The following is an 18,585-nucleotide window of genomic DNA, read 5'->3' as shown; positions in this document are numbered from 1 at the left end:
TTATCTCCGGCTTATACGTAGAATTACCTATTGTAGGATACGGGGTGTTTATTTTACTATGAGATTTTATTGGCTTATGTCGAACTTAAGTCAACGATAGCGAGGTCATGATGGACAAAAAGGTAACCGGTAAATATCAACGGCCATTCCCGGGGTTAAGGCTTCTTTTTGTAAGTGTGATACTGGCAACACTTTCTGCCGGAGCCTTGGCGCAACAAGACCCGGTCGATTTACCGCTACCCCCTGGCCAGATAATTTCCGGTCCGGTAAAGCGATCGGATGGAACATCTGTACCTTCAATTAATACGGGTGCTGATGCCAATCTTTATATTAAAAGCACACCGCCAACCGAATCCTTTACGCCATCGCTTGCAGCGCGAGTTGTTATTACGAATGAACCAACGCAATATATGCGTTTCTACACTGCCGGAGTGACCAACCCAATCGGTGGTTTTATTGCCGGTTCAAACGCAGTGCGCGGCGCCACACCTGAACAGGTGCGCGATGTACTGGCTTTACCTTATCAGCCTGATTCTTACACAATCGTGCAAGTGCCGGCGGGAACTTGTCTATTGGTTGGTACAGCCGCGCCGATCATGGGCAATTTCCCGGCTAATCCACCTTCAATTCCTACGTCAGGGCCGTGGGGTAATGGCGGCGTATTTCAAGAAAGGCTGATTGGCCGAAATGCAAACCCAACGGATTGTGGCAATGCCCAATTCCTGAGTGCCGGTAGTTACATTAATCAGCAGCTAATAGGTGCTTATGCGCTATCGTATCGACCCAGGGCAGGTTTTGGCAATGCCAGCGCAGTTGCCTCTGCACTGGATTTGACAATGCCGCCAGCGCTATTCACGGATATGGATGGCGTTTACAACAGACTGGACGTGCTCAATTTTGGCAACCCGGCGGCACTGCAATATGCACTGACCCAACTGGATGGCGAAGCATATGCCGATGTGGCATCGGTTGAAATCGTTGCCGCGCAAATGTTTCAGCGTGTTGTGCATGATCAGATGCGTCTCGGACGGGGTTCGGGTGGTTTGGCGGGCTCCGTTGCAGTGGGTGCCTTAACCGGTGAGGCCAATGGTCAAAGGAATATTGGTACTGTAAGGCCTTGGCTTAGCGGGTTTGGTGGTGGTGGAGGTTTGGACGGCAATGGCGATACTCACGGTTTGAGTTATAACGCCGGTGGCATTGCTGCGGGTATCGATCACCGGTTTAATGCTGAATTGTTGGCTGGCTTGGCATTGGGCTATACACACAGCACTTTAAATACCAACGGCATATCGGGTAACGGCACTATCGATTCGTTCTCGGCTGAAACCTATTCAAGCTACTCGCCAGGGTCTTGGTATATTGACGGTATGTTGGGTTATGGCCGCAGTCAGGGGACACTGAGCCGTACTATTATTTTCTCTGATTTGGCGCGTAATGCCAGTGGAAACCCCAATGCCAACCAGTTCCAATCCAGCCTAGAAGCCGGTCGCCACTTTACCTTGGGTGAACGGACGGTCTTAACTCCGCTGCTTGCCATGCAAGGCATTGTGATCTCTCAAGACAGCTTTAATGAAAGTGGGGCAGGAGCAATCAATTTGCAGATGCGTACTCACACCACTGCCTCAGCGCGTAGCGTTTTAGGGACGGAGCTGTCACAAGGTCTGCCGATTGGCTTGGCATCACCGTTGTTGTTAACTTTACGGGCGGGGTGGGGACATGACTTTGCCGAGGTGACCCGTAACAGCACGGCCAGTTTTGAGGGCTTGCCGAGTGCAATATTTACTGTTCAAGGGGCAAAAGCACCACGTGACCAAGGTTTGGTTGGTGCCGGGGCGAGCTTTACGTTGAAGTCGGTCAATTTTTTTCTGCGTTATGACGGTGCATTGGCCAGTGGGGCATCCATGCATGCCGGTACCGCAGGTTTGCGTATTACCTATTAACCCGTAAGACGGATTAGAAGTAGGGCGCATATCCTACGCTATTGACGCCCTACATAGCAGACCTTGCCGTGCTTTTCGTGTTTTTCGTGGTATTGGCTTTTGCTTGTTAATCTTATCGGGCTAGGTCTTACCGTTAACTTACAAAGAACTAAACTCTCAGTAACGCTTTGGCCATTCTTTCAGAAAGTTGTGCTTCGACGAACTGCGGTTCGTTGGGTGGATAAAGCTCGACTTCATCAAGTTCAAAATCATATTCTTTGCCCAAGGCAATAAGTTCCCTGATTTTTTGTACCGCCAACAGTTTTTCTTTTAAGCCGGAATCTGTTTTAGCGTGTTCAGAGAAGGCTTTTATTTGTGCGATTGACATGGTGTTTACCTCTTTTGTTTGAAAAATAAGCTTTGCATTACAAAGCAGTTGATGAAAATAAGTAGCATGACTACACGCTATAAGGGGTGTTTACCCAATCTTTGAGTACAGCAACATCACGTTCCGGTAAATAAGAAAAATCTCCGCTAATATCTTTAAAAACAGCGACACCGCTATCCGGAGAAACCAATTTGCCTTTAACCATATAAAAAAACCAGGCAAAAGGATAGCCTGCCTGGCGATCAAAACGTGTTAACAGGTTTTGTAGTGAGATACCTTTTTTACCATTAATATTATCCAATTGCGGCAGGTGTTTTTGCTGGATGTTGATGATTTCAATATTAATGATTTGTTCTCCAAAGCGGCCGGTATGCCGGAACGGCCGAACAATCCAGTCATTGGAAAGTATGGATTTTTGCAGGGCGCTACTACGGTTCCAGTCATCCATAAAGCGTTGTACAGGATGTTCATCACTATGGTATTTATTGATTTCAGCCATGAAAATCGCCACGTCAGTTTTACGTCGATAAGAATAACGCGGGGTTCCGATACAGAATGTTTCTACATATTCCGGTTCTAGTGGATCAATAAATTCTTCTAAATCCTCAGGCGGATTGTGTTCGCTGACCAGTAAACGATCTGCTATTTCATGCGTTTTATCAATGTCGATCTGTGTAAATTGTTCGGCTTTATTGCCGGTTTGCACAACAAAATGCAGGGTATTACCCGTTTGCCGCGTGGCAATCAGTTTCTGTTCCTGGGCATGGTCAATCAGGGTTTGCAAATTTTTGCCGCATTCGATATAAGTTCTTTCCGTCCACTCAATCAGATCGCTGGCAATACGGTTGCCTTCCTTATCAACTATACCGCCCAAGCGATACCATTCTTCATCCGTTTTGACTAAACGAACGGGATAATCAGGGTTAAGCGCTTGCAGTGTCGATAACAAGAATTTATCATCCTCGACATATCGCTGTGCTGCTCCAGCTTCTGTACCCATGCCATCGGAGCCGGGCAGGCTGTGTTTGCAAATTTTTGCAAGTTGTTGTCCATCCAGTTGAAAAGGTTGAGTAGCCATCTTATGCCTCCGGTTTCTGGTTGCCATGGGCCTGACCGGCATGGCCAACTAATCGTTCCCGCGCTACTGCCCTGACATCAGGTTCGGGATCATCAAGCAGACAGACCAAGGCTTCGGGTGCGACACGCTGGGCAGCGGTATAACGCACCACCCAATCAGGGTCATTTAATAAGGTGACGGCATCTTCAGTACTCATACGTTCAGCGATAATGCGCCTGACTTCAGGGGCATCGTCATGAGTCATTAATCCCAGACTAACCTCTGGCAAACGTTCAGCAACCACTTTTCTGACTTGTGCATCTCTATCCCGAATAAGACGAAACAGGCGACCTGTCGGCAGTCGTCTGGCAACCGTTAATCTAACAATATAGTCAGAGTCATTAGCCAGTTTTTCCAATTCCTCTAAGGCAATGCGATCAGCAACAGTCATGCGCACTTCCCGATCGGGATCATCAAGCAGTTGAGTCAACAAAGATTGCGGCAGGCGATAGGCAACTGCACGTCTAACCACTTCATCTTCATCATGAATCAAGTCAGCCAATGATTTTTGTGGCGCATAACGAACGGCAATGGCCCGTCTTTCCCAAAAACCATCGTGTAGATATTGCTCGGCATAGTTTGGATTAACGCGAAAAAAACGGTCAATTTGCCGGCCACTTTCCACACAGACACAGGTGTCACCCGGCATACAGCGCCCCATTAGCAGGGTTTTGCCACGAAAAGGACAAAGAGAACAATCAGCGACAGGAATGCTAACAGGGCTTTCACGACCGGGCATGGGAAGTTCCGTTTAATCAGGGACAGTTTCAGCAACGATAATGCCGGTTGCCGCATCGTAGTCATTAGTCAGACACAGGCAATGCTCACGGCCATCAATTAAATAAAGATTGAAGCCTTTATGTTCAATAATTGGCGTGTTATTGGGAAGATCATCATCCATACAATAAGTGAAATGAATGGGTTGATATTCCTGTCTTAACGTCAAAACAGTCGATTCATCAACACCTGATGCGGCAATTTTTGCCGCTATTGCCGTGACTTGTTGTGTGGTAATCATCCCGTTGCTTCCCGTTCAAATCTAAATCGATTGGTTGCTTCAATACCCATAACTTTAGCCAACCAGGGTGGTGGTGTACCGGCAATAACGGTTTGTAGTTGGTCGATGATGTCGGTAATGGGCTCAACATCCGGAAGTTTCATCGGATGTATGCCTAACTTGACAATTTTCGCCGCAGCAGGACCGCCTACTGATGCCATATAAATCACCTGACAATCCTGTATAAGCTCTGCTCTGTACCGGTTTTTGTCCTCCATATCCAAACCATCAAGACTGTTGGTTGGGCGTATGTCGATTAAACGGGTTTCATCGGCGGAAACCTGGTAAATCATAAATTGCGTACAAGAACCAAAATGACCATCGACATTGATGGCATCATTGCTGGCACAAGCAATACGAACAGACCCCGGCATTTCTCCTTCAGCAAGTCTAAGAATTTCCGGTTTCGGTATTTCACCGGTTTCCACATTGGTTTTAAGAATGTGTAAGGCCTTTCTTAGTAAAGCGTCATCAATGGTTGAAAATTCGCCTTGTTGAGCAGTCTTTAGCATTTTCAAGTTGATGCTGCTAATTTTAGCTTCAGTTATAGGCAAGCTAACGCAGTCGGTCAGCACGGTAAACAGACGTCTGGCATCGGTGTCCGGTAAAGCATGGGCAGCCAAACCAATACGTAAAGCCAGTTCTCTTAACATGATATCTTGACTGCTCATGAGATTATGCCTCCAGTGGTAGTATGCAATTATCAATGGGACATACCTTGATACACTGGGGTATGTCAAAATCCCCTTCGCATTCGGTACACGATTTTTTGTCTATTTTAAAAACAATAGAACCTTCGGTGATTGAATTGGTAGGGCAGACAGGTTCACAATCGCCACAAGAAATACAATCTGCTTCAACAATATATAAGGCCATGATTATTCTCCTGAATCTAAACGTTTTGCGCGTAAGGTAACGGGAAAGTCGGGCTGTGCATTAACAGGTTCAAAGTAATATTTTGAACCATCACTAAGTAAAACTTCACCACCCCATTTTTCGGGACTATCAAATTCAACCGATTCAGCTACTTCTTCCAAATCTTTTTTGGGTACGTAGAAGATTAATTTGCCTTCGGTATTCTTTTTCAACATGACACTGGGCATGGAGTTCTCCGTTATGCGCATTGGGTTGTATGTAGAGACGCGATGTGCGCGTCTCTACGGGCAAATTAACGAATCAAATCGTAGTTATAGTCTGTTGTACCCATGCCTTTGGTTTCTTTGTCCAACTGCTCCAGTACGGCATTAACCAAGGTTGTCAGCATATAAATAGCGCCTTCATAACCCAGTGTTGTCATTCTGTGCAGATGATGTCTGTCAAAGATTGGAAAGCCGATACGAATTAACGGTACTTCAAACGCTTCGCCTTTATAAAAAGTATCCCGTTGAATAAACTTGCCATAAGAATTACCGATCATGAAGTCGGGTTTGTTGGTGAAGACCAAAGAGCGAAAATGCCATAAATCTTTACCGGTATGGACGACAGTCTTTTGTCCATAAGGGGAATCTTTCAGCATTTTATCCATCGCTTTCGCCCAACGTTTGTTGGCATGGTTACATAATACATCGGCAGGTTCAGCGCCCATTTCCAACAGGAATTTGGTCATACCCATGACAAAATCAGCATCGCCGTACAAGGAAAACTTTTTGCCGTGCATCCAGGTGTGCGAGTCAGTCATCATGTCAACCAGGCGGCCACGTTCGAGTTCCAGAGAAGCAGAAATGGGTTTACCGGTCAATTCAGAGACTTTCATCAGAAATTCATCGGTCCATTCCAGACCCATTGGAATGTTAATGGCTGTAGCAGGTTGATGCCAAATGTTTTGCACATATTTTTTGGTTTTATCCAACTGCCAAGGCTGTAACAACAAGGTATCAATCGCATTGGGCGAGTCTTTTAGTTCAGCTTGGGTAGTGCCACCGGCATACATGCGGAAAGTGCCGTCTGCGGGGGTATCCAAAACTTCAGAAGGATCACACATTAACGTATAGTCGACATCCATTTCCTTCATCATGCGGCGGATGACGCGGTAGTTACCCAAATACGTTTCAAAACCGGGGACCAGGTTGATCTTGCCGTTTGAACCGACTTTCTTGCCTTCCATATGATTTAACGTGAAATACTTGATCATGCCCTCGAACATGTTATCCCAACCGGTGGTATGACTACCGACAAAGCTTGGGGTATGCGCATAAGGTGTCGGGAAATCCTGTTCGATATGCCCGGCTAATTTAGCGTTATTGATAAAGGCATTTAAGTCGTCACCGATAACTTCAGCCATACAGGTGGTGGATACGGCAATAATCTCCGGTTTATATAAGGCTTTGGCATTTTCCAAACCGGCCATCATATTTTTTTGACCGCCAAATACCGCTGCATCTTCGGTCATAGAGTCTGAAACACAAGCGACAGGTTCTTTAAAATGACGGTTAAAATAGGTGCGAAAATAAGCGACGCAACCTTGCGAGCCATGTACATAAGGCATGGTTTTTTCAAAACCCAGTGCGCAAAGTACCGCACCCAAGGGTTGGCAGGCTTTAGCCGGATTGACGGTCAAGGCTTCGCGGTTAAAATTGAGCTCCTGATATTCCTTAGTGGTTGTCCACTGAAAGACTTCATCAATCTTTTCCTGGGGGTGCCGCTCTTCATAAGCTTCACGTTTATTGGCCAGACTTTCCTTGTACTCATCATTGCGGAATAACGGATAGCTGGGTTGAATGTTATCTACTTCTTGACTCATGATAATCTCCTACGCGCCACTAATCTGTGGACGACGGTTGAAGGAAGGGCAGGGCGGGCATTGCGCACCTTCTACAAAGTACATCGCATGACTTGCAAAAGGTGCGCGATGAGCACCCTACAAACTCAAAAATTACGCGCCTGCGGCAACGGCTACCGGGGTACTTTCTGCTGTTTTCCAGGGCACTTTCACTTGTTTCCAGCAGGGGTTATTTAACGTCATGTCCATATCGCGGGCAAAAATGGCAAAGCCGTCATAACCGTGATAAGGGCCGGAATAATCCCAGGAATGCATTTGCCGAAAAGGGATGCCCATTTTTTGAAAAATGTACTTTTCCTTGATACCGGAACCGATCAAATCCGGTTGTACCCGTTTAACGAATTCTTCAAATTCATAACCGGTTACATCATCGTAAATCAGTGTTGCATTGCCCATTTCTTTAATGGTGCGATCATAGTCATCGTTATGACCAAATTCATAACCGGTACCCACCACTTCCATACCCAAGTCTTCATACGCGCCGATCACATGACGTGGACGCAGGCCGCCGACATACAACATGACGCGTTTACCTTGCAGGCGTGGTTTGTATTTGTCGATTACTGCTTGGTATTCAGACTCATATTTGGCGATCACTTTTTCAGCGCCAGCCTGAATGGTTTCATCAAATAACGCGGCAATTTTGCGCAAGCTTTCAGCAATTTTGGTCGGGCCAAAGAAGTTGTACTCAAGCCAGGGGATTTTGTATTTTTCTTCCATGTGCCGTGCAATGTAGTTCATTGAACGATAGCAATGGATCAGATTTAGTTTCACCTTGGGGGTTTTTTCCATTTCCGCAATGGTCCCGTCACCAGACCACTGGGCGACAACGCGTAAACCCATTTCTTCCAGTAAAGTTCGTGAAGCCCAGGCATCACCACCGATGTTGTAGTCACCGATAACAGCGACATCATAAGGTGTGGTAGGAAAGCTGTCGTCACCATCGCGGTTTTCGAGTACCCAGTCCCGAATGGCATCATTGGCAATGTGATGGCCCAATGATTGTGATACACCGCGAAAACCTTCGCAGCGAACGGGTACGACCGGTTTACCGATTTCTTTGTTGGCTTTTTTGGCGACCGCTTCAATATCATCACCGATCAAACCGATCGGACATTCTGATTGAATACTGATACCTTTATTCAGCGGGAATAATTGTTCGATTTCGTTCATGATTTTGGCAAGCTTTTTATCGCCGCCGAAAACAATATCTTTTTCCTGAAAATCAGAGGTAAAGTTCATCGTGCCAAACGTATTGATACCGGTGGTGCCGACATAGTAATTACGACGACCTGCCCGTGAATACTGACCACAGCCCACCGGACCATGCGAGATATGGATCATATCTTTAATCGGCCCCCAAACCACCCCTTTGGAACCGGCATAAGCACAACCACGAATGGTCATGGTGCCGGGCTGAGATTTACGATTTGAAGTAATACATTTGTTTGATTTTTCCAGGGATTGATCGTTAACCGCCAAATGTTTGGCGCGATCTTTTCTGGCTTGTTCGGGATAGACTTCCAGCACTTCTTGAATAAGCGCTTCGGTCTCTTCTCTTGTTAGAGCTGCCATGATTATCTCCTACTTATGCCGTGGGTAATCTCCCAACAGACAGGTTTCAGGACGGGAATTCTGTAGAGACGCGATTTATCGCATCTGATTTATCGCGTCTTGATTTAACGCTTGATTTATCGCTTTACAATCAGACGAGATAAATCGCATCTCTACAGTCAGAGACGCGATAAATCGCGTCTCTACGGTTCTTTGGTGTTAAGCGACTGCTTCCGCGGCCGCTGATACACCAATAATAGATTCATCCACATCATCGATAATGCCGAATTCCATCATTAACTCTTCCAGTTCATCCATCGTGATGGGTGTTGGAATGACAAAATTCTTGTTATCACGAATCTTGATGGCCAAGTCACGATACTCTTGTGCCTGTTTATGCTCGGGTTCGTATTCGATAACGGTCATACGACGAATTTCTGCGCGTTGTACGACGTTATCACGTGGCACAAAGTGAATCATGGTAGTACCGATTTTTGCAGCCAACGCCGAGATCAATTCATCTTCACGCGCCGTTTCACGAGAGTTACAAATTAAACCTGCCAAACGCACACTGCCTGAGTTGGCGTATTTCACAATACCTTTGGCAATGTTGTTGGCGGCATACATCGCCATCATTTCTCCCGAGCAGACGATGTAAATTTCTTGCGCCTTGTTTTCACGGATTGGCATGGCAAAACCACCACACACAACATCCCCAAGTACATCATAAAAAACGAAGTCAAGTTCATCGTCATAAGCGCCTTCTTCTTCCAGAAAGTTAATCGCCGTAATTACACCGCGGCCTGCGCAGCCAACACCGGGCTCAGGGCCGCCTGATTCAACACATTTAATACCGCGGTAACCGGCTTTCAATACATCTTCAAGTTCCAAATCTTCAACACTACCGGCTTCAGCTGCCAAACTCATAATGGTTGTTTGGGCTTTGGCATGAAGTATTAAACGGGTTGAGTCAGCTTTAGGATCGCAGCCGACAATCATTACACTGTTACCTAATTCTGCCAGTGCAGAAACCAAATTTTGAGTGGTGGTAGACTTACCAATTCCACCTTTACCGTATATTGCACATTGACGTAATCTTGCCATGATATTCTCCTCGTAATAGGACGTTTTGTTAGTGACATCATGGTTAAAGCAATCAGTATGCCAACTGTTTAATATTGATTTATATTATTGATTAATAATGATTATTTCTTTAATGGTAACGGGTGGGTGACGTTATGTTTCAAACATTTTGTTAGTCTTCTGTAAGCTTGTTAACAGTAGGGTTATTATTTTTCTTTATATCAACGTAACCGGCCAGGACAAAACCAGACTGCAATAATAATGCTGTCACTAACGATAAGTTTAGTGATGTTGTATTCATTACTTGCTACCGATTTTTTCCTGTGTCGGTAGTCGGATTAATCAATCCAAAATTGTCATAAAAAGAACAAAATAATAACCGTACAGTCCTGGAATTTAAGATGGAAATATTTATAAGACATTGTTTATATTGACTATAATCTATTTTTTACAGGTAATAAAGAACTGGTTTGATTATTGCTTAATTACAAGAACAAACAATAACGAATGGAGTTTGCAATGTCTTCCAATGTCTTTTCTGAAATATTAAACGGTTTATATGAAAATCGGGTTATACCTTATCTGGGGCCGGGTGTACTTTTTGATGCCACCAATAAATTAACAGGAGCTGCCATGCCTGCTGATAGTAACAGTCTGATTTTGGCCATGAATAACGGTAACCCGATGGCACCCAAACTGATGTATGAGTTCCCCAGAGCCGCCATGAATCAGGAGCTTAAAAAAGGCAGAAATTTTCTGGGTCAGTTTCTCACCAAGCTATATGGCGATACAGAATGGACGCGCGCGGCAGTACACGATTGGCTGGCAGAATGGAAACCTGCTTATGTTATTGATATCAACAGGGATACCCAGCTGCAAAATAGCTATGCCGATGAAGAGCACACGCTGATTGTGGGTGTTGCAAGAATTACCGCCAGCGACTTTCGCTATAAAATATTTCACTTTGATGGCAGTGATTATTTTGAAATTCCACAGGAACAGGTTGATGCCAGACTACCTATTTTATTTAAACCTATGGGAACGCCTAAACCGGAAGCCAACTACATCGCTTCTGATGCCGATTATGTCGATTACATAACCGAGTTGATGGGGGGCTTTGCTATTCCTGACTTTCTTAAAGAGTACCGCAAGGGTAAGCAATATCTATTTATAGGTATGCCCTTAAACCGGGATTCAGAGCGTATGGTGATGAGCGATATTGTTTATGGGGCAGCGCCACAAAAAGGTTGGGTTTTGAACAAAAATCCAACCGATAAGGAACAGCGGTTTTGCAAAAAAATAGGCTTGGAAATTATCGATGCAAGCACAGAAGAATTACTCGACGCTGTTTGCTAAACAATGATTTTTTTACGTGAACTTATCTTGGAGAACAAACGATGCTACTAGAAACTTATCAAGCTAAAGGCTTACTGACGGTCACGCTGGTTAACGGTCAAACCAGTGACGCTGGTGTTTATGCTTATCGTGGTGACCTGGTTTTAAAAGAAGGCACTCTACGTGAAGGTTCAACAACGGACCGTAAACCCCCGGAAGCGCTTTTTATTCACTCGGCTTTATTGATTGAAAATGACAAGATTAAATTTGTCAATGGCCTGTTGCCTACGCTCGATTTACTACCGGTTTTCGTGGAAAAATATAAAGACGATATAGCACCGGATTGCAATGCGTTGGTTTATGTTGAAAATATCGCTAAAGGCATGCAAGTTGAACTGGAAGGTGTTACTTATAAATTAATACCGTTCAAAGAAGGCTTGGTATGGAATGAATTACTGGAAGAGTTGTATATCGAAAAAAGCGAGCTAAAGAATCAATCTCCTGAAAATAAAGTAACCATTGCTTACACAGCAGCCAAATCGTATCAGCCGAAAACACCGTTGGTTTCCTTTTCAGAAGCCCAGGAAAATACCATTGTAGTGGTTAAAAAAGCCGCAGTTGGTGCAATTTAAGCGTAGTACAGTGCTGTTAAGGGTAAGCGAAAATAAGCGTATTCGGTGCATTAGCTCATGCCGTTTTAAAAAATACCGGAAGGATTCTGTGTCGTACAATTTTATTGTTTGCTGCGTCGGTTGTTCCAACATTAAGCAATGCCGGCACCGATGAAATTTAAAACTATTGAAGATGCTTATAGGGTTAAAAGCGTGACAGGGTTTAAAACCCCGTCACGCTTTTTTATTACTACTAGGTGTTAATTTACGGGTGCCGTAAAGTTGATCTGCTAACTGATCAACAAATAACCATGATCCCCTAAGTTATCAGTGGTTTGCCCGACAATAAAATGCGTATTGGTACCATTGATAATTTGAGTATTCAATTCCGTCAGAGAAGACGCGCCAAATTCTGCCAAGGTATGTCCGGTTAGTGTCAGTGAATTTAACGCGGAATTAGTCGCGCCACTGGCAGAGCCATCCGGTAGCAGATTCTGAATATGCAAAGTCAAACCGGTATAACCGGTTGCGCCACCGGTATTAAAGTCGGTAAAACCGGCATTAATCGTGCTGAGGCCTTTAACCCAACCCCAAATCGTGGCGTGATCTTGACCTTTGTCAAAATCAGTCAGCGTTGACCATGTCACGCCAGTTGCTCTTCCATCCATAAAAAAAGTATTGAGGCCATCGCCACCACTCAAAAAGCTGGAGCCGGTTGAGCCATCAAGGACATCGTTACCGCCAGCACCATTGGCTGCCTTATTACCTGTGCCAGCCAGCTTGATAAAATCATTGCTGGTTGTACCGATAATGATTGCATCAGGTGACTCGTCAATTAGCTGGTATTTCAAATCCAAATTTTGTCCGGGATTTTGTACATACGCCTCAGGTTTAATATAGGTGTTGGTATCATTACCAAAGGATTTGTACAAGTCTGTAACCGGATCAGCCGTTAGAGTCACTGGCGTAATAGCCAGCGTCGCTGTGGCTGCTACTGTTCCTGCAGTTGGACTGACACTATCGGTGATGGTGTAGGTAAAATTCACCGATGTAACATCATTTAATAATGGCGTATAACTCCAGGTACCATCAGTATTGTCGACCAAAGTACCGTTGCTGGACGCAAGGCTAAGATCAGTTGCGATTAGGTTATTACCATCCAAATCTGCTGCATTGCCCAACAACTCGGCTTGTGTAATTACGCGAGCTTGGCTATGCTCGAGAATTGATGCCAGAATGATTAAAGAAGTCGTCGGTGCATCATTAACATTAACTACGGCAGTGGTTGCAAAGCTGGTTACCGTTACAGGGGTACCCTGCAGGTTAGTATAACCGGCTGTTACACTGATGGTTTTATCGACTTCTGCTTGGGTTAGCGTTAATGTTGAAGCTGTTGCGCCAATAATGGCAGTGCCACCTGCCAACCATTGGTAACTGATAATGCCCAAACCATCGACATCTGCCAGTGTAGTAACTGCCGCCAGTATTTCATTTTGTGTGACATTGCCGGTAACCACAATGCCCACCGTGTCAATGGCGTAATTGTTCGAGTCGGTGCTGCCGTTGCCTGCGTTCCCAAAGCTGTCCGCGACGCCGGTATTATCGATGGTAATCAAGTTGGTGGCATCGATGGTGCTGGCCGTTGGGGTCAGGGTGGCAGTGTAAGTATAGCCACCATCCTGAGAGTTGACTGCACTCAAGGTGCCGTTGTTTATGGTCAAATCTGCATTGGAGAAACCGTTCACTACCTCGGAGAAGGTGAATCTCACCAGGGATGTTTCGCCGACCAACAGGGCTGTGTCTGAGACCACGATGGAGACAGTGGGGCGCACGTTGTCAATCGCGTAATTGTTTGAGTCCGTGGTGCTGCTGCCCGCATTGCCCGCGGTATCACTCACTCCCGTGTTGTCGAGCGTGATAAGGTTGGTGGCATCGGTGGTGACGCTTGTCGGCGTCAACGTTGCCGTCCAGGTGATGCCGCCGTCTATCGAATCGACGGCGCTAAGGCTGCCGTTGGTGATCGTCAAATCGGCATTGCTAAAGCCGGTCACCGCTTCTAAGAAGGTGATTGTCACCAGCGAGGTTTCGCCGATTGCCATCGCATTATCGGCTATCACGATGCCCGCTGCCGGGCGCGCCGTGTCAATCGCGTAATTATTCGAGTCGGTGCTGCCGCTGCCCGCATTGCCCGCGGCATTAGTCACGCCGGTGTTGGCGAGCGTGATGACGTTGGTAGCATCGGTAATGCTGGCGGTCGGGGAGAAGGTTGCGGTATACGTGGTGCCGCCATCCTGTGAGCTTACCGCGCTCAAGCTGCCGTTGGCTATGGTCAGATCGGTATTGTCAAAGTCCAATACCGCTTCCGAGAAGGTGACGGTCACCAGGGAGGTTTCGCCCGCCAATAGTGCTGTGTCGGTGACCACAATGCCCGCCGTCGGGCGTACCGTCGTAACGGCGTAATTATTCGAGTCGGTGCTGCCGCTGCCGGCATTGCCCGCCGCATTCGTGACGCCGGTGTTGGCAAGCGTGATGACGTTGGTGGCATCGGTAATGCTTGCGGTGGGCGTGAATGTTGCGGTATACGTGGTGCCGCCATCCTGTGAGCTTACCGCGCTCAAGCTGCCGTTGGCTATGGTCAGATCGGTATTGTCAAAGTCTAATACCGCTTCCGAGAAGGTGAAGGTCACCAACGACGTTTCGCCCGCCAATAGTGCTGTGTCGGTGACCACAATGCCCGCCGTCGGGCGTACCGTCGTAACGGCGTAATTATTCGAGTCGGTGCTGCCGCTGCCGGCATTGCCCGCCGTATTCGTGACGCCGGTGTTGGCAAGCGTGATGACGTTGGTGGCATCGGTAATGCTTGCGGTGGGCGTGAATGTTGCGGTATACGTGGTGCCGCCATCACTGGAACTGACCGCGCTCAAGCTGCCGTTGGCTATGGTCAGATCGGTATTGTCAAAGTCCAATACCGCTTCCGAGAAGGTGAAGGTCACCAGGGAGGTTTCGCCCGCCAATAGTGCCGTGTCGGCCACCACGATGCCCGCTGTCGGGCGCGCCGTGTCAATCGCGTAGTTGTTCGAGTCGGTCGTGCCGCTGCCCGCATTGCCCGTGGTATCACTCACTCCCGTGTTGTCGAGCGTGATAAGGTTGGTGGCGTCGGTGGTGACGCTTGTCGGCGTCAACGTCGCCGTCCAGGTGATGCCGCCGTCTATCGAATCGACGGTGCTAAGGCTGCCGTTAGCGATCGTCAAATCGGCGTTGGTGAAGCCGGTCACTGCTTCCGAGAAGGTGATTGTCACCAGCGAGGTTTCGCCGATTGCCATCGCATTATCGGCTACCACGATGCCCGCTGTCGGGCGCGCCGTGTCAATCGCGTAGTTGTTTGAGTCCGTGGTGCCGCTGCCCGCATTGCCCGCGGTATCACTCACTCCCGTGTTGTCGAGCGTGATAAGGTTGGTGGCGTCGGTGGTGACGCTTGTCGGTGTCAACGTCGCCGTCCAGGTGATGCCGCCGTCTATCGAATCGACGGTGCTAAGGCTGCCGTTAGCGATCGTCAAATCGGCGTTGGTGAAGCCGGTCACTGCTTCCGAGAAGGTGATTGTCACCAGCGAGGTTTCGCCGATTGCCATCGCATTATCGGCTACCACGATGCCCGCTGTCGGGCGCGCCGTGTCAATCGCGTAGTTGTTTGAGTCCGTGGTGCCGCTGCCCGCATTGCCCGCGGTATCACTCACTCCCGTGTTGTCGAGCGTGATAAGGTTGGTGGCGTCGGTGGTGACGCTTGTCGGTGTCAACGTCGCCGTCCAGGTGATGCCGCCGTCTATCGAATCGACGGTGCTAAGGCTGCCGTTAGCGATCGTCAAATCGGCGTTGGTGAAGCCGGTCACTGCTTCCGAGAAGGTGATTGTCACCAGCGAGGTTTCGCCGATTGCCATCGCATTATCGGCTACCACGATGCCCGCTGTCGGGCGCGCCGTGTCAATCGCGTAGTTGTTTGAGTCCGTGGTGCCGCTGCCCGCATTGCCCGCGGTATCAAACACTCCCGTGTTGTCGAGCGTGATAAGGTTGGTGGCGTCGGTGGTGACGCTTGTCGGTGTCAACGTCGCCGTCCAGGTGATGCCGCCGTCTATCGAATCGACGGTGCTAAGGCTGCCGTTAGCGATCGTCAAATCGGCGTTGGTGAAGCCGGTCACTGCTTCCGAGAAGGTGATTGTCACCAGCGAGGTTTCGCCGATTGCCATCGCATTATCGGCTACCACGATGCCCGCTGTCGGGCGCGCCGTGTCAATCGCGTAGTTGTTTGAGTCCGTGGTGCCGCTGCCCGCATTGCCCGCGGTATCAAACACTCCCGTGTTGTCGAGCGTGATAAGGTTGGTGGCGTCGGTGGTGACGCTTGTCGGTGTCAACGTCGCCGTCCAGGTGATGCCGCCGTCTATCGAATCGACGGTGCTAAGGCTGCCGTTAGCGATCGTCAAATCGGCGTTGGTGAAGCCGGTCACTGCTTCCGAGAAGGTGATTGTCACCAGCGAGGTTTCGCCGATTGCCATCGCATTATCGGCTACCACGATGCCCGCTGTCGGGCGCGCCGTGTCAATCGCGTAGTTGTTTGAGTCGGTCGTGCCGCTGCCCGCATTGCCGGTGGTATCAATCACTCCAGTGTTGTCGAGCGTGATAAGGTTGGTGGCGTCGGTGGTGACGCTTGTCGGTGTCAACGTCACCGTCCAGGTGATGCCGCCGTCTATCGAATCTACGGTGCTAAGGCTGCCGTTAGCGATCGTCAAATCGGCGTTGGTGAAGCCGGTCACTGCTTCCGAGAAGGTGATTGTCACCAGCGAGGTTTCGCCGATTGCCATCGCATTATCGGCTACCACGATGCCCGCTGTCGGGCGTACCGTGTCAATCGCGTAGTTGTTTGAGTCGGTCGTGCCGCTGCCCGTATTGCCGGCAGCATTGCTTACGCCGTTATTGGCCAGCGTGATGAGATTGGTGGCGTCGGTCACCGCGCTTGTCGGCGTGAACGTCGCGGTCCAGGTGACGCCGCCATCGACCGAATCGACGGCGGACAGACTGCCGTTGGCGATCGTCAAGTCGGCATTGCTAAAGCCGGTCACTGCTTCCGAGAAGGTGATTGTGACCAGCGAGGTTTCGCCGATTGCCATCGCATTATCGGCCACCACGATGCCCGCTGTCGGGCGTACCGTCGCCACAGCGTAATTATTTGAATTGGTGGTGCCCACGCCGGGATTACTCGCCGCATCAGTCAGCGAGGTCATGTCGATGGCGATCATATTGGTGGCGTCGGTCACGCCGGTGTTGGGCGTCAGGGTTGCGGTCCAAGTAACGCCGCTATCGTTGGAACTGACCGCACTCAATGTGCCGTTCGGTATCGTCAAGTCGCCATTGCCAAAACCCGTCACCGCTTCCGAAAAGGTGAAAGTCACTAGGGAGGTCTCGCCGGCCAGGAGCGCATTGTCCGCGACGACGATGCCCACCGTGGGCGCCGTGACATCGGGAAGCACGGGATCAGCAACGACGAAGTCGCTGAACAGGGTTGCATATATATGGCCGCCGCTGGTGCCTCCGGCTACAGTGATGCGAACTTCGTCGATATTTTGAAAGTCGCTCGATAAATTGACTGTCGTGGCATATTCTCCAGAATGGGCAATCGTAAATGTCTGGGGAGTGCCCACCGGGTTGCCATTTTCATACGCAGTGACCGTCCAGGTCCCATCCATCCCGTCGGCATCCTGAATAAAAAAACTTGTCAGTTTGAAATTCTCTCCTGCAGAACTCTTGAACACCACCCCATCCGCCGACGAGTCGAGTGCACTGTTTAACATTCCCGTATAGGAAGTGCCGGTGAACGTGGAAGTGAATACCGCCACAGTATTGATCTGATTATTTGCACCATCAACGCAATAGAAATCGTATTCAATCCCTGCGATATCGGTCGAGCCGCCTTCGCCGTCAATAAACACCGAGCCAAAATCGAAGCCATTATTCGCACTCGTCGGCGCGATGGTCCCGGCAACGCTGGGCAAAATACCTTGGAATCCGGAAAACTGTAAAGCCGCTGTCTCAATCTGACCGCTGGCGCTTTCCAGCACCCAGTTGCCGTCTTTTGCCGCCGCCCCGGTCAAATCGTTGGAGGCCGCTATATCGGCATGGGTCAGATTGGCCAGTTGCGAGATAAACGCCGCACCATCAGAGCCTGCACTCACATTACAGCCATACAGCAAAATATCGGCATCCTGGTTCAATGCGTTGCCTATGCTCGCTAAATCGGTGCTGTGCTGTTGCAGGTTTTGCGTAGTGAGATTCAGCGAACCCAATCCAACCAGTCCTTCGGCCCCGTGGGAGACAATATGGATGGCATCAATGCCGCTGCGGCCATTAAGAATTTGTGCAATTTGCGCTAAGCCGTCTCCGGAAGCATCCAATATATATATTTCTGCACCGGGATTAATACCATCAATCAAAGTCTGGTAATCACCGATGTTGCTTTCGATAAAGACGATTTCGGTGCGCTGAGGCACGACTGTGGTTAAGTCAATAGTGTTTACCAAAGATGACAAACTTGTATTAAGGTCTGCTGATGTTTGATTGAGGGTTTTATCTGTGTTCATGTCTGTATATTCCGTAAAAATAGATAATTAATATAAGGTACTGTGAAGGGGGTGGATGTTTGGAGTATTAGCAGAATGAGGCGGAACCTGCTGGGACTACACGGAACAAGGGCTTA

General features: G+C 48.4%; 14 protein-coding genes. 3 read left to right on the top strand and 11 right to left on the bottom strand.

The window, feature by feature from the left end; genetic code table 11:
• Positions 1 to 107 precede the first annotated feature (107 nt).
• A complete protein-coding gene (locus KKZ03_RS16540) occupies positions 108 to 1,940 on the top strand; it encodes an autotransporter outer membrane beta-barrel domain-containing protein (RefSeq protein ID WP_243217891.1) in 1,833 nt (610 codons plus the stop codon).
• A 148-nt stretch (positions 1,941 to 2,088) separates the two neighbouring features.
• On the opposite strand, the gene KKZ03_RS16535 is transcribed toward KKZ03_RS16540, so the two are convergent.
• The 10 genes from KKZ03_RS16535 to nifH form a co-directional block, all read right to left on the bottom strand.
• A complete protein-coding gene (locus tag KKZ03_RS16535; RefSeq protein ID WP_243217890.1) occupies positions 2,089 to 2,307 on the bottom strand; it encodes a Nif11-like leader peptide family natural product precursor in 219 nt (72 codons plus the stop codon).
• A gap of 70 nt (positions 2,308 to 2,377) precedes the next feature.
• Complete coding sequence (locus KKZ03_RS16530) at positions 2,378 to 3,385, bottom strand: hypothetical protein (protein ID WP_243217889.1); 1,008 nt, start codon at positions 3,383 to 3,385, stop codon at positions 2,378 to 2,380.
• A 1-nt stretch (position 3,386) separates the two neighbouring features.
• Positions 3,387 to 4,163, bottom strand: coding sequence for a 4Fe4S-binding leucine-rich repeat protein (locus KKZ03_RS16525; protein ID WP_243217888.1), 777 nt, complete (start codon positions 4,161 to 4,163; stop codon positions 3,387 to 3,389).
• Between the two features lie 12 nt (positions 4,164 to 4,175).
• A complete protein-coding gene (locus tag KKZ03_RS16520) occupies positions 4,176 to 4,442 on the bottom strand; it encodes a DUF6129 family protein (protein ID WP_243217887.1) in 267 nt (88 codons plus the stop codon).
• A complete protein-coding gene (gene nifX / locus KKZ03_RS16515; RefSeq protein WP_243217886.1) occupies positions 4,439 to 5,152 on the bottom strand; it encodes a nitrogen fixation protein NifX in 714 nt (237 codons plus the stop codon). Before nifX ends, KKZ03_RS16520 begins: the two co-directional genes overlap by 4 nt.
• Positions 5,153 to 5,156: 4 nt before the next feature.
• Entirely contained in the window at positions 5,157 to 5,357 is a 201-nt protein-coding gene (locus tag KKZ03_RS16510; RefSeq protein ID WP_243217885.1) for a 4Fe-4S binding protein, read from the bottom strand.
• 2 nt (positions 5,358 to 5,359) lie between these two features.
• The gene (nifT, locus tag KKZ03_RS16505; protein ID WP_243217884.1) at positions 5,360 to 5,584 is read right to left on the bottom strand and encodes a putative nitrogen fixation protein NifT; all 225 of its coding nucleotides are present in this window, start codon (positions 5,582 to 5,584) and stop codon (positions 5,360 to 5,362) included.
• A 65-nt stretch (positions 5,585 to 5,649) separates the two neighbouring features.
• Complete coding sequence (gene nifK / locus KKZ03_RS16500) at positions 5,650 to 7,221, bottom strand: nitrogenase molybdenum-iron protein subunit beta (protein WP_243217883.1); 1,572 nt, start codon at positions 7,219 to 7,221, stop codon at positions 5,650 to 5,652.
• A 132-nt stretch (positions 7,222 to 7,353) separates the two neighbouring features.
• Positions 7,354 to 8,835: a nitrogenase molybdenum-iron protein alpha chain gene (gene nifD / locus KKZ03_RS16495; RefSeq protein WP_243217882.1), complete on the bottom strand. Its 1,482-nt coding sequence runs from the start codon at positions 8,833 to 8,835 to the stop codon at positions 7,354 to 7,356.
• Between the two features lie 198 nt (positions 8,836 to 9,033).
• The gene (gene nifH, locus KKZ03_RS16490; RefSeq protein ID WP_243217881.1) at positions 9,034 to 9,918 is read right to left on the bottom strand and encodes a nitrogenase iron protein; all 885 of its coding nucleotides are present in this window, start codon (positions 9,916 to 9,918) and stop codon (positions 9,034 to 9,036) included.
• Positions 9,919 to 10,416: 498 nt separating this feature from the next.
• Between nifH and KKZ03_RS16485 the strand changes: the two genes are divergently transcribed.
• Positions 10,417 to 11,253, top strand: coding sequence for an SIR2 family protein (locus KKZ03_RS16485; RefSeq protein ID WP_243217880.1), 837 nt, complete (start codon positions 10,417 to 10,419; stop codon positions 11,251 to 11,253).
• Positions 11,254 to 11,294: 41 nt separating this feature from the next.
• Positions 11,295 to 11,864 (top strand): hypothetical protein, encoded by a 570-nt coding sequence (locus KKZ03_RS16480; RefSeq protein ID WP_243217879.1) that lies wholly within the window; start codon positions 11,295 to 11,297, stop codon positions 11,862 to 11,864.
• Between the two features lie 269 nt (positions 11,865 to 12,133).
• Here KKZ03_RS16480 and KKZ03_RS16475 read toward each other — a convergent pair whose 3' ends face one another.
• On the bottom strand, positions 12,134 to 18,469 hold the full coding sequence (locus tag KKZ03_RS16475; protein ID WP_243217878.1) for an Ig-like domain-containing protein: 6,336 nt from the start codon (positions 18,467 to 18,469) through the stop codon (positions 12,134 to 12,136).
• Between the last annotated feature and the right edge of the window lie 116 nt (positions 18,470 to 18,585).

The organism is Methylobacter sp. S3L5C (genome assembly GCF_022788635.1).
Lineage (GTDB): Bacteria > Pseudomonadota > Gammaproteobacteria > Methylococcales > Methylomonadaceae > Methylobacter_C.
This window is presented reverse-complemented; position numbering and strand designations above follow the sequence as displayed.

Coding starts and splice junctions, on each gene's coding strand:
- KKZ03_RS16540 (WP_243217891.1), top strand. CDS start 108: ATGATGGACAAAAAGGTAACCGGTAAATATCAACGGCCATTCCCGGGG.
- KKZ03_RS16535 (WP_243217890.1), bottom strand. CDS start 2,307: ATGTCAATCGCACAAATAAAAGCCTTCTCTGAACACGCTAAAACAGAT.
- KKZ03_RS16530 (WP_243217889.1), bottom strand. CDS start 3,385: ATGGCTACTCAACCTTTTCAACTGGATGGACAACAACTTGCAAAAATT.
- KKZ03_RS16525 (WP_243217888.1), bottom strand. CDS start 4,163: ATGCCCGGTCGTGAAAGCCCTGTTAGCATTCCTGTCGCTGATTGTTCT.
- KKZ03_RS16520 (WP_243217887.1), bottom strand. CDS start 4,442: ATGATTACCACACAACAAGTCACGGCAATAGCGGCAAAAATTGCCGCA.
- nifX (WP_243217886.1), bottom strand. CDS start 5,152: ATGAGCAGTCAAGATATCATGTTAAGAGAACTGGCTTTACGTATTGGT.
- KKZ03_RS16510 (WP_243217885.1), bottom strand. CDS start 5,357: ATGGCCTTATATATTGTTGAAGCAGATTGTATTTCTTGTGGCGATTGT.
- nifT (WP_243217884.1), bottom strand. CDS start 5,584: ATGCCCAGTGTCATGTTGAAAAAGAATACCGAAGGCAAATTAATCTTC.
- nifK (WP_243217883.1), bottom strand. CDS start 7,221: ATGAGTCAAGAAGTAGATAACATTCAACCCAGCTATCCGTTATTCCGC.
- nifD (WP_243217882.1), bottom strand. CDS start 8,835: ATGGCAGCTCTAACAAGAGAAGAGACCGAAGCGCTTATTCAAGAAGTG.
- nifH (WP_243217881.1), bottom strand. CDS start 9,918: ATGGCAAGATTACGTCAATGTGCAATATACGGTAAAGGTGGAATTGGT.
- KKZ03_RS16485 (WP_243217880.1), top strand. CDS start 10,417: ATGTCTTCCAATGTCTTTTCTGAAATATTAAACGGTTTATATGAAAAT.
- KKZ03_RS16480 (WP_243217879.1), top strand. CDS start 11,295: ATGCTACTAGAAACTTATCAAGCTAAAGGCTTACTGACGGTCACGCTG.
- KKZ03_RS16475 (WP_243217878.1), bottom strand. CDS start 18,469: ATGAACACAGATAAAACCCTCAATCAAACATCAGCAGACCTTAATACA.